This window comes from Stenotrophomonas sp. JAI102, from assembly GCF_013409105.1.
GTDB lineage: Bacteria > Pseudomonadota > Gammaproteobacteria > Xanthomonadales > Xanthomonadaceae > Stenotrophomonas > Stenotrophomonas maltophilia_AA.
In genome coordinates this window covers 318,855-332,733 of record NZ_JACCCI010000003.1, presented here as the reverse complement: position 1 = coordinate 332,733, position 13,879 = coordinate 318,855, and the positions used below count along the sequence as shown (strand labels likewise).

The following is a 13,879-nucleotide window of genomic DNA, read 5'->3' as shown; positions in this document are numbered from 1 at the left end:
TCACGCCGGCACCTTGATCAGGATCAAGTCCGGGGAACTCAGAAGAAGCCGAGCTTCTTCGGCGAGTAGCTGACCAGCAGGTTCTTGGTCTGCTGGTAGTGGTCGAGCATCATCTTGTGGTTCTCGCGGCCGATGCCCGACTGCTTGTAGCCACCGAAGGCCGCATGCGCCGGATAGGCGTGGTAGCAGTTTGTCCACACGCGCCCGGCCTGGATGCCACGGCCCATGCGGTACAGGCGCGAAGCATCGCGGCTCCACACGCCGGCACCGAGGCCGTACAACGTGTCGTTGGCGAGCTCAAGGGCTTCTTCCTCGGTCTTGAACGTGGTCACCGAGACCACCGGCCCGAAGATCTCTTCCTGGAACACGCGCATCTTGTTGTGGCCCTTGAACACCGTGGGCTTCACGTAGAAGCCGCCGGCCAGGTCGCCCTCGAGCATGGCCTGCTCGCCGCCGATCAGTACTTCGGCGCCTTCCTGCCGGCCGATGTCGAAATAGGAGAGGATCTTTTCCAGCTGCTCGGAGGAGGCCTGCGCACCGACCATGGTGGTGGGATCGAGCGGATTGCCCTGCTTGATCGCGGCCACGCGCTTGAGCGCACGTTCCATGAATTTTTCGTAGATCGATTCTTGGATCAGCGCGCGCGAGGGGCAGGTACACACCTCGCCCTGGTTGAAGGCGAACAGCACGAAGCCTTCCACCGCCTTGTCGAGGAAATCATCGTCCTCGGCCATGACATCGGCGAAGAAGATGTTCGGCGACTTGCCCCCCAGTTCCAGCGTCACCGGGATCAGGTTCTGGCTGGCGTACTGCATGATCAGGCGGCCGGTGGTGGTCTCGCCGGTGAAGGCGATCTTGGCGATGCGCGGGTTGGACGCCAGCGGCTTGCCGGCCTCCACGCCGAAGCCGTTGACCACGTTGAGCACGCCCTTGGGCAGCAGGTCGCCGATCACTTCCATCAGCACCAGGATCGAGGCCGGCGTCTGCTCGGCCGGCTTGAGCACCACGCAGTTGCCGGCGGCCAGCGCGGGCGCCAGCTTCCAGGCCGCCATCAGCATCGGGAAGTTCCACGGGATGATCTGCCCGACCACGCCGAGCGGCTCGTGGAAATGGTAGGCGATGGTGTCCTTGTCGATCTCCGACAGGCTGCCTTCCTGCGCGCGCACCGCGCCGGCGAAGTAGCGGAAATGGTCGGCCATCAGCGGCACGTCGGCGTTGAGCGTTTCGCGGATCGGCTTGCCGTTGTCCCAGGTTTCGGCGTGGGCAAGCAGCTCGAGGTTCTCCTCGATACGGTCGGCGATTCTGTTGAGGATGTTGGCGCGCTCGGTGGTCGAGGCCTGGCCCCAGGCGGTCTTGGCCGCGTGGGCGGCGTCCAGCGCGGCTTCGATGTCCTCGGCGTTGGAGCGGGCGACCTCGGTGAACACCTTGCCGGTCACCGGGGTGGTGTTCTCGAAGTACTGGCCGCTGCGCGGCGCCACCCACTCTCCGCCGATGTAGTTGCCGTAGCGCGGCTTGAAGATGGACTGCGGGTCGGTGGCATGCGGCTTGGCGGACGTGACGGCATTCATGGGTGCATCTCCGGATGGCGGTGGACAGGCCCGGTAAGGGTCCGTTCCCTGCCGCAAGGACGATGCCAGGTTCGGTGTGGTGCAGTGCGTCAAGGCCTGACCCGGCGCGCCGATTGGCGACGGGCCCGGAAACTGGTGCGGTGCATCACGGCAGGTCATTGCGCGGTAACGCCGGGTGTGGTGTTTATCGGAACAGGCCCCGCTACAACTGTCGCAGATTGCGACACTGGAGAATCCAGGTGTCCCAGCGTCCGCTCCAGCACCGTCTCGGCACTGCACGACGCTCGTTCTTCGAGCGTGGCGCGGCGCCGGTCGGCATCGTGCCCGACACCATCCTGCAGTCCTGGCAACGCTGCCAGCGCGGCGGGCTGTCGGTGGATGCGCAGCCGGAGGTCGAGCCGCTGCCGGACGCGCGCCTGCGCGAACTTCGGCAGCGCCAGGAAACGCTGTGGCGGCTGGCCCGGCCGGAGCTGGACGGGCTGGCGGCCGACATCGCGGCGACCGGCAGCATCGCGCTGCTGACCGACGAGGCCGGCTGGATCCTGGATGCCGAGGGCAACCCGGGATTTCTCGACAAGGCCGGGCGCGTGGCGCTGATGCCGGGGGTGCGCTGGGATGAAACCACGGTGGGCACCAATGCGATCGGCACCGCCATCGTCGAAGGCCGCTCGGTGGAGGTGCGTGGCGGCGAGCATTACTTCGCCCCGCACGCGATCCTGACCTGCTCGGCGACGCCGATCTTCGATCCCTACGGGCAGCGCGTCGGCGTGCTCGACATCTCCGGCGACGCGCGCCAGCAGCACCTGCATGCGCGCGTGCTGGCACGGCAGGCGGTGGCGCATATCGAGCACCGCTACTTCGAGGCGGGGCTGGGCGATTGCGAGGTGGTGCGCCTGCATCATGACGCCGGCCTGCTCGGCACCGCGCGCGAAGGCGTGCTGGGCTTCCGCAATGGCCGCCTGGTGGCCGCCAACCGCGCCGGGCTGGCCCTGTTCGGTCTGGACCACGGCGACATCGGCAGGGCGCCTTACGAGGCGCTGTTCGATGGTCCGCTGTCGCGGCTGCACGATGACGGCGCGCTGGTCGATCGCCAGGGGCGCGCGCTGTATGGGCACCTGGGACCAGCGGGCGGCAGCCGCGTGCGTTCGGCCCTGCCTGCCCGCCCGACACCGGCGGCCCCTGCACGTACCGCCGCCGCCGCCGCAGTGCGTGCCGATGCCACGCCCTTGTTCGACGCGGCCCAGCAGCAGGTGCTCGAACGCGCCTGCCGCGTCTTGGACGCGCAACTGCCCGTGCTGCTGCAGGGTGAGACCGGCACCGGCAAGGAGGTCTTCGCGCGTGAGCTTCACCGCCGCAGTGCACGCGCCGGCAAGCCGTTCGTCGCGGTGAACTGCGCGGCGCTGCCCGAAGGCCTGATCGAAGCCGAACTGTTCGGTTACGAGGAAGGCGCCTTCACCGGGGCCCGCAAGAGCGGCAACACCGGCCTGCTGCGCCAGGCGCAGGGCGGCGTGCTGTTCCTGGATGAAATCGGCGACATGCCACTGGCGCTGCAGCCGCGGCTGCTGCGGGTGCTGCAGGAGCGCACGCTGTCACCGCTGGGCGGCGGCAAACCGGTACAGCTGGATTTCGCCCTGATCTGCGCCACGCACCGCGATCTCGACCAGGCCATGGGCGCCGGTGAATTCCGCAGCGACCTGTACTACCGCATCGCCGACCACAGCGTGCGCCTGCCTGCCGTGCGCGAGCAGGCCGACCGTGCGGCACTGGTGCGTGGTCTGTGGGACAGGCTCGGCCAGGGCCGGCAGCTGGAGGCGGCCGCGCTGGAGGCGCTGGCCGGCTATGCATGGCCGGGCAATGTGCGGCAGCTGTGTTCCTGCCTGCGCACCCTGGTGGCGCTGAGTGATCCAGGTGAGCAGATCCGGCACGGGATGCTGCCCGCCTATCTGCAGACCGTGCGCGCGCCGGTCCTGGTGCCTACCGCCGAGGGCCTGGAGGCGATGACGGAAACCGCGATGCGCGACGCGCTGCGGGCCAGCCATGGGAATGTTGCCCAGGCGGCCCGCGCGCTGGGCATCAGCCGCAGCACCCTGTATCGCCGCGTCGGCGCGACCGCCCGCCGCCACTGAGGGCGGCAGGCGATGCGGACTCAGCCGACCAGCGCGGCCGAATCGCGCGCGAGCTGCTCGATGCCGGCCCAGTCCCTGGCCTGCAGCAGCGCCCGCGTCGTCAGCCAGGAACCGCCCACGCACAGCACGTTGGGCAGGTGCAGGAAATCGCGCGCGGTCTGCGCGCTGATGCCGCCGGTCGGGCAGAACCGCACATCGCCGAACGGGCCGTTCCAGGCCGACAGCATGGCCACGCCGCCGGCCTGCACCGCCGGGAAGAACTTGAATGTATCCAGGCCGTGCTCCAGGCCGAGCATCAGCTCCGAGGAGGTCGCCACGCCCGGCAGGAACGGCAGATCGGTATCGCGCGCGGCCGCGTACAACCGCGGGGTCGCACCGGGCGACACCGCAAAGCGCCCGCCCACCTGCTTGACCTTCTCCATCTGCGCGGCGGTCAGCACGGTGCCGGCGCCGACCACGGCATCGGGCACCGCCTCGACCATCGCCTGGATCGCGTCCATCGCCATCGGCGTGCGCAGTGTCACTTCGATCACCGGCAGGCCGCCGTTGAACAGTGCACGCGCGACCTCGACGGCGTCCTCGACGTTTTCCGGGGTAAACACCGGAATCACCGGGGCCAGTTTCAGGACTGCGCGTACGCGCGGATCAGCGCCGGACATCGAATCGCTCCTCGCCCGTGAGGGCCATGATGTCAGCCTCGCTGACAGGGTTGAAGTCGCCGGGGATCGAGTGCTTCAGGCAGCCTGCGGCCAGGCCGAAGCGCACGATCATGTCCGGCGCGAAGCCGCGCATCATGCCATGCAGGATGCCGGCGGCGAAGGCATCGCCTCCCCCGATGCGGTCCACGATGCCGACCATCTCGCGCGTCGGCGCTACGGCGCGGGTGCCATCGCGGCCGACCAGCATCGCCCCGAGTGCATGGTTGTCCACGCTGTGCGGGGTGCGCTGGGTGCAGGCCATCCACTGCAGACGCGGGAACGCGGCGAAGGCCTGCACGGCGGCCGCATCGACACGCTCACGCACGTCGGCCTGCTCGAAGTCACCGCCGAGTACCACGCCGATATCGCGGTAATCGGCGAACAGCAGATCGGCACAGGCGAACAGCTCGCGCAGGATGCCGGGCGCATCGCCCTGCCAGCGCGCCCACAGCGACGGCCGGAAGTTGCCGTCGAACGACACCTTCACGCCCCGCGCGCAGGCGGCACGCGCCGCCGCCAGCGTGGCCTGGGCCATGGCCGGGTTGAGCGCCGGGCTGACCCCGGACAGGTGCAGCCAGTCGGCGCCGGCCAGCAGCGTGTCCCAGTCGTAGTCGGCGGCGCTGCTGTTGGCGAAGGCCGAGTCGGCGCGGTCGTAGACCACTTCGCTTGCGCGCTGGACCGCACCGGTGGTCAGGAAATAGAGCCCCATGCGGCCGTCGGCGCGGCGCACCGCCGTGGTGTCCACGCCATGCCGGCGCAGTTCGCCCAGTGCGTACTCGCCCAGCGGGTTGGCCGGCACCGTGCTGACCGCCGATACCGCATGCCCGAGGTGGGCCAGCGAGACACCGACGTTGGCTTCCGCGCCACCGGCGTGGACCATCAACTGCGGGTGCTGCAGCAGCAGCTCACGGCCGGGGGCGCTCATGCGCAGCAACAACTCTCCGAAACAGACAACACGACTCATGGTCCTGGATCCTTGTGAGGGCCGCGGTCGCCGCAAGGACGTCCAGCAGCAATGGCTAGCGGTGTCATTCTAGCGGTGGACGCCGCCCCGTCCACCTGTCCCGAATGTCGGAACCACTGTCCTGCAAGCGTCTGCGGGACATTGAAAGTCTGCTGCGGTGCAAGATGCCGGATCAGTAACGGGCTGTTAACGTCCGTCCTGACCAGCGGTGTCATTGCACTGACATGTCGTTGGATAGCTGTTTCATGTAGCACCTTGGGAGAGGGAAAACATGCAAGTCCAGAACACGCAGAAAAAGACACCGGTTACCATCCTCGCATTGTCGATCGGCCTGGCGCTGAGTGGTCCCGCGCTGGCCCAGGATGCGGGCACCACCAACCCCACCGATCTGGACACCGTCACCGTCACCGGTTACCGCGCCAGTGTCGAGAAGGCGCTGGACATCAAGCGTGGCGAAGCCGGCGTGGTCGACGCCATCGTCGCCGAGGATATCGGCAAGTTCCCGGATCTGAACCTGGCCGAGTCGCTGCAGCGCATTCCCGGCGTGGTCATCACCCGCGAAGCCGGCGAAGGCCGCAACATCTCGGTGCGCGGCCTGGGCCCGGATTTCACCCGCGTGCGCATCAACGGCATGGAAGCGCTGACCACCGTCGGTGCCGGCGACCAGAGCGGCGGCACCAACCGCGGCCGCGGCTTCGATTTCAACGTGTTCGCCTCGGACCTGTTCTCACAGCTGGTGGTGCGCAAGACCGCCTCGGCGGACGTCGAGGAAGGCTCGCTGGGTGCCACGGTCGACCTGCGCACCGCGCGCCCGTTCGACTATGACGGCTTCACCTTCGCCGCCAGCGGCCAGGCCGGCTACAACGCGATGGCCGAAAAGGCCGACCCGCGCATGGCCGCGCTGATCTCCAACACCTTTGCCGACGGCACCTTCGGTGCGTTGCTGTCGGTGGCCTACTCCGAGCGCCAGGCGCTGGAAGAAGGCTCCAACACCGGTCGCTGGGCCAACGGCCCGAGCAACGGCAACTTCAACGCGGCCTCGCCCTTCGCCGCCGCCCGCTCGGCCGGCGTCTACCACCCGCGCTTCCCGCGCTATGTGCAGATGGAGCATGAGCAGAAGCGCCTGGGCGTGACCGGTACCCTGCAGTGGAAGCCAAGCGACGCCACCGAGGTTTCGCTGGATACGCTGTACTCCAAGATCGATGCCACCCGCGACGAGCACTACATCGAAGCGATCTCCTTCAGCCGTGGCACCAGTACCACGCCTCGCCTGGTCGGCAAGCCGGCGATGATCGTCAAGAATGGCGTGATCGAGAACAACGCGCTGGTCTACGGCGAGTTCGACAACGTCGATATCCGTTCGGAAAACCGCCACGACGAGTGGAGCACCGAATTCAAGCAGATCAGCCTGAACGGCCAGCATCGCTTCAGTGATGACTTCACGCTCTCCGGCAAGGTCGGCATCTCGCGCTCCAAGCACGAGAACCCGGTGCAGACCACGATCATCATGGACAAGTACGACGTCGACAACTACAGCTACGACTACCGGGGCAACAGCCGGTTCCCGACGCTGAACTACGGCATCGATCCGACCAATCCCGCCGGCTGGGAACTGGCCGAAATCCGCCTGCGTCCGCAGTATGTGGACAACGACTTCGATACCGGCCAGATCGACTTCAACTGGAACATCAGCCCGGGTTTCCGCCTGAAGGGTGGCGTGCTCGCCAAGGACTACACCTTCAAGACCACCGAACTGCGCCGCGGCAGTGAGCTCGCCGTGCCGACCTTCCCGGGTGGCACCCGGGTCGTGCCGGTGGACATGACCGAGCAGGCCGGCCTGAAGGGCATCAACGGCAGCCCGTCCAACTGGGTGGTGCCGGACCTGAATGCCATCGCCGACCAGTTCGACATCTACAGCAACAGCGGCACCTTCGCCGTCGCCCCGCGCGCCAACAACGTGCGCAGCGTCGAAGAAAAGGACCGTGGTGCCTATCTGATGGGCGAGTTCTCCACCGAGATCGGCGCGCTGCCGCTGTCGGGCAACTTCGGCGTGCGCTACGTGCAGACCAAGCAGAGCTCCACCGGGCTGTCGACGCTGGCCAGTGGCACTACCTCCACCACCTCCAACCGTACCTACGACGACACCCTGCCTTCGTTCAACCTGGTGGCCGAGGTCTCTCCGGACTTCCTGATCCGCCTGGGCGCAGCCAAGGTGATGACGCGTCCGGGCCTGGGCAGCCTGACGCCAGGCGCAACGGTGGCCGTGGCCGGCGGTGCACGTACCATCTCAAGCGGCAACCCGAACCTCGACCCGACCCGTGCCACCAACGTTGACCTCGGGTTTGAGTGGTACTTCAGCGAAGGTGCGATGGCCGGTCTGGGCCTGTTCTACAAGGACATCGAGACCTCGGTGCAGACCCTGCGCGAAAATCGCCCCTACACCGACAGCGGCCTGCCGGCCGAACTGCTGATCGGCACCGGCGCCTCGCCGACCGATGACTTCACTTTCACCCGCCCGGTCAATACACCCGGCGGTGAACTGTACGGTGCGGAAGCGAACTACACCCAGCCCTTCACCTTCCTGCCCGGCAAGTGGTCCAACCTGGGTGTGCAGCTGAACTACACCTGGGTGGAGTCGAAGATCCAGTACATCAACTCGGCGGGTCAGCCGGTGATGAAGAACGATCTGCTGGGGCTGTCGAAGTCGTCCTGGAACGCCACCCTGTTCTACGAAGGGAAGGTCTTCTCCGGCCGCATCTCGGCGACCAACCGCGATGACTATCTGACCCAGGTTCCGGGGCAGGAAACCGGCTTCAACCTCGACGGCTACCACGGCATGACCGGCACCACGGTCCTGGATGCGTCGATCCGCTACACGATCAGCGACCAGCTCGAGCTGAGCCTGGAAGGCATCAACCTGACCAACGAAGCCTCCGACGAGTGGGTCTACTCGCCGGCCACCGGTCAGCTGCCGCTGCAGTACACCGAAACCGGCCGCCAGTTCCTGCTCGGCGTGCGCTACAAGTTCTGATTCAACGGCAGTACCCACCGGCGGCGTGCGCGATCACGCCGCCGGCTGCTGCGTCGCAAGATGTTGGGGAACCGCCGCTTTGCTAGCGTGCGTTGCGTGCAGGTCACTGCCGTACCGATGAGTTGTCGAAAGGAACCTGCCATGCCGTTTCACGCTGTCCGTTTGCCCCGTCGCACCTGCCTTTCGACCAGCCTGCTGTTGTTGCTGCTGGCAGGCAGCGCCGGTGCCTGGGCACAGGAGGCGCCGCAGCTGCTGTTCCATGTGTCGGCCGATACCGGCTTCAGCGCCGACACCGCCCACGGCGATGCTGTCCCGAACTTCCAGGACAAGGTGAAACGCATCGCCGATGGCGCACACGGATCGGCGATCCAGTGGGAAGACGACGGCGTGCTGTCGTGGAACGCGCCGGGCAACATCCAGGCCCAGCGCGGCACGCTCGGTTTTTTCTGGCGCTCGCGCTATGCGGTGGGTGAAGCGCCGTTCGTGATCTTCCGGGTCGGCTATGCCGACCACAGCAGCTGGGACATGGCCTGGCTGCGCATCGACTGGAACGGCCACGGCTTTGATGCCTTCGTCACCGATGCCAACCTGGCGCGCACGCGCGTGTCGTTCAAGCTCGACCAGAACCCCTCGCCGCAGCAGTGGCAGCACATCGCCTTCGGCTGGGACGAGAACCATGGCGTGCGGCTGTACGTGGACGGCAGGGAAGTCGCCCGTCAGGAGACCACCGCCGACTACGACGCCGCGCTCGACCAGCTCGGCCTGGCCGCGCGCGTGATGGCGCCCTACCAGGTGCAGAGCCGCTACAACTTCCTGCGCGGCAGCGATTTCGACGAGATCCGCGTCTACGACCGCCTGCTCGATCCGGCCGGCATGGCCGCACTGGCCCGCAATGCCGCCCCCACCACTGCCGTGGCCGGGCCGGACCCGATGCGCGCCTGGCGCCATCGCCATGGCTGGGACGCCGCCCCGCCGCCTGCGTTGAGCGCACCGACCACCACGATCCGCAAGATCGAGTTCGCCGATACCAAGGACCACAAGCAGTGGATGTGGAAGGCCACCGACGGCATCGCCGAAACGACCTGGCCGGGGGTCTACAACCGCTCGCGCCTGCCGGGGCGCAATGATTACTTCCAGCTGCCGGACTGGAACACCTATGTCGACGGCGGCCAGCAGCTCGACCTGACCCTGCCGGCCGGTGAGACCGTCAACCGCATCGAAGTGCGCGGCGCCGCCTTCGGCGGGCTCAGCCACAGCGTGGATGGCCAGCCGGCGCAGGCGCTGTTCGAGCGTCCGCAGGGCCTCGTCCGCAGCGTCAACCCGATTCCCGCGCAGGAAGGCGGCGTGCTGCACTTCCGCAACACCGCGCAGGAAACCCCCATCCAGGAAATCTGGGCCTACCAGGTCAGCGATGCCGCCGAGCCGGAGGGCACGGTCAAGCAGCGCTACCTGATCGACAGCCAGGCGCTGCCGGACTACACCAACATCGCGGCACTGCGCGCGTACATCGACGGTCGCTACCCGGCGGCCGAGCGCAGTACGGTGATGGCGCTGCCCAAGGGCGCAGGCTCACGCAAGCGGACGGCCGATACGCTGCCCGCGCAGCCGCTGCCGATCGTGCACGTGCTGATTCCCTCCGGCGTGAGCGACGCGCCGGCCGCGCAGCCGCTGATCCGCAGCTGGGCGCACAGCTGGGAGAACATGCATGACGGCCTGGATGGCGTCGCGCTCGATCTGCCCGCGCTCGATCTGCCGGCCACGCAGGACGGCCTGATCCCGCTCAACATCCGCATCAAGGATCCGATCTGGCCGGCGCGCGACATGATCGACGTGTCGGTCTCGGTCACGCCGGGCCAGAAGCGCACCCTGTGGCTGGACCTGCGCGACCGCATCCTGACCGCCGACAGCTTGTGGATATCCATCGCCTCGGCCGCCCCCGGCTTCAACGCTACCGCGCTGGACGGTGCCGAGATCCGCATGGTCTACAAGGACCGCGAGGAGGCGAAGAAGGAGCATCTGGCCGATCGCTTCAACCAGGTCCGCGACAACTGGGGCTTCCTGGTCGAAGAGCACACCACGTCCAAGCGCCAGCGCCTGTACGCGCGCGTGTACGCCGATCTCAGCGACCTGCTGCGGGTCGACCCGGACCACGAGCTCGGCCGGCTGTACTGGAACTACATCAGCTACAACAGCCAGGGCAAACCGCCATTCACCCAGCCGCAGGCCCCCAAGGGCGTGCCGCAGTGGGCGTTCGCGCAGACCGAAGACCTCAAGTACGTGCGCCGCTTCATCGACTGGTGGATCGACAACCGCCAGATCGCCTATGGCGACTTCGGTGGCGGCATCTCCGACGACTCCGACCTGACCCAGCAGTGGCCGGGCCTGGCCCTGATGGGCGTGCAGCCGGACAAGCTCAATGCTTCGCTGACCGCGCTGTCCGATGCGGTCTACCGCAATGGCATGTTCAGCAACGGCCTGAGCACCATCGAAACCGATGAGCTGCATTCCTACGAGGAGGGCATCAACACCAACAGCGCGATGCTCTACCTCAACTGGGGCGATCCGCTCACCGTCGAGCGCCTGATGGAAACGGTGAAGGCCTTCGACGAACGCATCATCCTGCCCAACCCGCAGGGGCATCTGCTGTTCTCCAGCAACTGGTTCGGCGGCAACAAGGTCTACCGCGAACCGAACTGGCAGTGGCAGAAGCCGTACTCGTTCCCGGTGCTGCACCCGGCGTTCCTGATCGGCCAGTACAACGCCGATCCGACCGGCCGCAAGCTGGTCACCGGGCTGGCCGATGGCTACCTCGCCCATGCCTATACCGACGACAAGGGCCGCTGGGCGCTGCCCAACGAGATCAACTGGGCGACCGGCAAGACCCGCGGCGGTGAGCTCAACAACGGCTCGGGCAGCGGCGACATCATGCATACCTTCTGGGCGGCATGGCGCTGGACCGGCGATGACAAGTACCTCAAGGCATTGGATTACCGCGTCGAGCGCGGTGGCCCGGGGGCGCTGTCCAACCTGGGCGAGAACTATGTCGAGGCGCTCGGCCGCGGTGCCGAGTGGAACCCGCGTTTCATCCGTGATGCCGACGCTGGCAGCACCGGTTTCGCCAGCCTGATGGCATGGCAGGCGACCGGGGACAAGAAATACCTCGAAGCGCTGCACGCCGACGGCATCCAGGCCAAGGCGCAGCGCGAGTACATGAACACCGAAGGCCACTGGTGGTCCGACCGTGTCGAAGCGCCCAGCGAATTCCTGCAGCGTGCGCGGCTGGGCGGCATCGCGCTGAAACGCAACCAGAGCTGGCCGGGCCACACCGTGAGCTGGCGCTTCGCCCAGCCGGACGCGGCCGAGCAGGTCGCGCTGCTGGTGCATGCGCCCTCGCCGGACCGCTTCAAGGTGATCGCCTACAACCTGGGCAAGCACGCGGTGGACGCGGAGATGAGCACCTGGAATGTCACCGCCGGCCAATGGCGGATGACCAGCGGCGTGGACCGCGACGGCGATGACACCATCGACGGCAAGGCCACCACGCGTGATCTCACCCTGGAACGCAGTGCCTCGACCACGCTGCGGTTCGTGCCGGGCCAGAGCCAGGTGTTCGAGTTCGCGCTGGTGCAGGCCGGGACACCGGTCGAACAGCGTGCCGACCTCGGCATCGGGCGGGGCGATGTGCGCATGGACGGGCGTCAGGTGCAGGTGACCGTGCACAGCCTGGGTCACGTCGCCACCGGTGTGGGCGTGGCAGTGCTGGAAGATGCGAAGGGCCGTGAGCTGGCGCGGACGGAGATTCCGGGCCTGGCCGCGCCGAGCGATCTGGTGCCGAAGACCGCCACCGTGCGCCTGCCGTTGCCGGCCGGTAACCGCAGTGGCCTGCGCGTGCGTGTCATGCAGGCCGACGGCGCAGCCGAGGTGACCCAGCGCAACAACGTGGTGACGCTGGACCGGTAGCGCCCTGCCAGGCACGGCGGCCTTGGCTCACAGCGTGACCTGCCCCTCGATGCAGGTCACGCACTCGCCGCCGATCCACAGCGCATCGCCCACGCGCTCCACCCGCAACCGCCCGGCGCGGCCGATCGCGGTGCCCTGGCTGATCACATAGCGGTCCGGCGCTTCGCCGGTGGCCAGCAGCCAGCGTGCGATCCCCGCATTGAGGCTGCCCGTGGCTGGATCCTCCGGCGCGGCGTCGCCCGCGATGAAGGCGCGGCTCTCGTACTGGGCCTCATTGCCATCGCGGGGCTGCCACGGCCCGAACACACCGACCTTCAGGCCTTCCAGCTGCGCATAGTCCGGCTGGACCGCCAGCACCGCCGCACGATCGCGCAGGCGCAGTGCCAGCCAGCCGGTGCCGTTGTCCGCCCAGCGTGCATCCACGACGTCCTCCGCCGCCACACCCAGGCCGCACCGGACGCGCTCGCGCAGGTCCGGCGTCAACGCCTCGCCCCGCAGCAGCGGCGGCGCCAGGAACGCCAGACCCGCGTCGCTGCGTCGGATGCGTACCAGGCCGATACCGCATTCCTGCACGATGTCCTCGCCCTTCGGCACGCCGCCCTGCGCCAGCCAGGCATGGCAGCTGCCCAGGGTGGGATGCCCGGCGAACGGCAGCTCTTCCAGCGTGGTGAAGATGCGCACGCGGTAGTCCGCCCGTGGATCGGTCGGTGGCAGCAGGAAGGTGGTTTCGCTCAGGTTGGTCCAGCGGGCGAACGCCGCCATCCGCGTGTCGTCGATGCCCTCGGCCTCCAGCACCACGGCCAGCGGATTGCCGCGCAGTGGATCCTGGCTGAAGACATTGACCTGTTGGAACGGCAGCGTGGGCATGGCGGAACATCGGGAAACGGGTGGAACGCGCATGATGCGCGCCACGCCGCCGCCCGGTCGAGCGGCGTGCTAGGCCGCGTCGGTCTCCATCACCTGCACGCGGCGCTGGTACCAGCCGTCGGCCTCGGGTTCGAAGATCGTGCTGCGGGTCATCTCGCCCTGGTAGACGTGCACCGAGATCGCCAGTTCGTCATCGCTGGTATTGCGGATGGTGTGGTACTCGTGCGGCGGGATCAGGCTGCCGGCACTGCCACAGTCGCCCAGCACGGGCGGCTCCGGGCGGAAACGGAAGCGCTCGCCGTCGCGCTCCATCAGCTGGTACTGGGTGATCTCCAGCTGGCCCAGCCAGACCCCCTCCACGCACCACAACCCGCTGTGGTCGTGCAGCGGCGTGCTCTGGCCCGGTCCCCAGCTCATGGCGACGATGCTGTAGCCGTGCACCGGGCTGCGGTACAGCTCGCGGCGGGCGTAGTGATCCTCGATCGGGTGGTGCACGCAGGCCGGCAGCTGGATGCGGCTGTCGGCGATCGCCTCGCGCAATGCCGCCCGCAGCGTGGCGGCGATCTGGTGCGCGTGCTCGTGCTGGACGGCATGGTCGACCGCAGCGATCAATCGATCACGACCATGGAACGGCGGAAACGGGTTGCATTGGTCTTGCATGCCTC

At 67.7% G+C, this 13,879-nt stretch carries 8 protein-coding genes; 3 read left to right on the top strand and 5 right to left on the bottom strand.

Going from position 1 to position 13,879, the window contains the following annotated elements; all coding sequences use genetic code 11:
- Positions 1-38 precede the first annotated feature (38 nt).
- Complete coding sequence (gene adh, locus HDC96_RS14640) at positions 39-1,568, bottom strand: aldehyde dehydrogenase (protein ID WP_179460637.1); 1,530 nt, start codon at positions 1,566-1,568, stop codon at positions 39-41.
- Between the two features lie 239 nt (positions 1,569-1,807).
- Between adh and HDC96_RS14635 the strand changes: the two genes are divergently transcribed.
- Positions 1,808-3,694 carry a sigma-54-dependent Fis family transcriptional regulator gene (locus HDC96_RS14635; protein ID WP_179460636.1) on the top strand — a complete coding sequence of 629 codons (1,887 nt, stop codon included), beginning with the start codon at positions 1,808-1,810 and terminating at the stop codon, positions 3,692-3,694.
- Between the two features lie 20 nt (positions 3,695-3,714).
- Here HDC96_RS14635 and eda read toward each other — a convergent pair whose 3' ends face one another.
- Positions 3,715-4,353, bottom strand: coding sequence for a bifunctional 4-hydroxy-2-oxoglutarate aldolase/2-dehydro-3-deoxy-phosphogluconate aldolase (gene eda, locus HDC96_RS14630; protein WP_179460635.1), 639 nt, complete (start codon positions 4,351-4,353; stop codon positions 3,715-3,717).
- Positions 4,340-5,356: a sugar kinase gene (locus HDC96_RS14625; RefSeq protein WP_179460634.1), complete on the bottom strand. Its 1,017-nt coding sequence runs from the start codon at positions 5,354-5,356 to the stop codon at positions 4,340-4,342. The genes eda and HDC96_RS14625 overlap by 14 nt, the downstream gene beginning before the upstream one ends.
- A 271-nt stretch (positions 5,357-5,627) precedes the next feature.
- On the opposite strand from HDC96_RS14625, the gene HDC96_RS14620 reads away from it, so the two are divergent.
- A complete protein-coding gene (locus HDC96_RS14620) occupies positions 5,628-8,387 on the top strand; it encodes a TonB-dependent receptor (protein WP_179460633.1) in 2,760 nt (919 codons plus the stop codon).
- Between the two features lie 141 nt (positions 8,388-8,528).
- The gene (locus HDC96_RS14615) at positions 8,529-12,347 is read left to right on the top strand and encodes a LamG domain-containing protein (RefSeq protein WP_257018765.1); all 3,819 of its coding nucleotides are present in this window, start codon (positions 8,529-8,531) and stop codon (positions 12,345-12,347) included.
- Between the two features lie 27 nt (positions 12,348-12,374).
- On the opposite strand, the gene HDC96_RS14610 is transcribed toward HDC96_RS14615, so the two are convergent.
- Together HDC96_RS14610 and HDC96_RS14605 are read right to left on the bottom strand one after the other, a co-directional pair.
- On the bottom strand, positions 12,375-13,214 hold the full coding sequence (locus HDC96_RS14610) for a PhzF family phenazine biosynthesis protein (protein WP_179460632.1): 840 nt from the start codon (positions 13,212-13,214) through the stop codon (positions 12,375-12,377).
- Positions 13,215-13,283: 69 nt separating this feature from the next.
- Positions 13,284-13,874 (bottom strand): cysteine dioxygenase family protein, encoded by a 591-nt coding sequence (locus tag HDC96_RS14605; protein WP_179460631.1) that lies wholly within the window; start codon positions 13,872-13,874, stop codon positions 13,284-13,286.
- Positions 13,875-13,879: the final 5 nt, after the last annotated feature.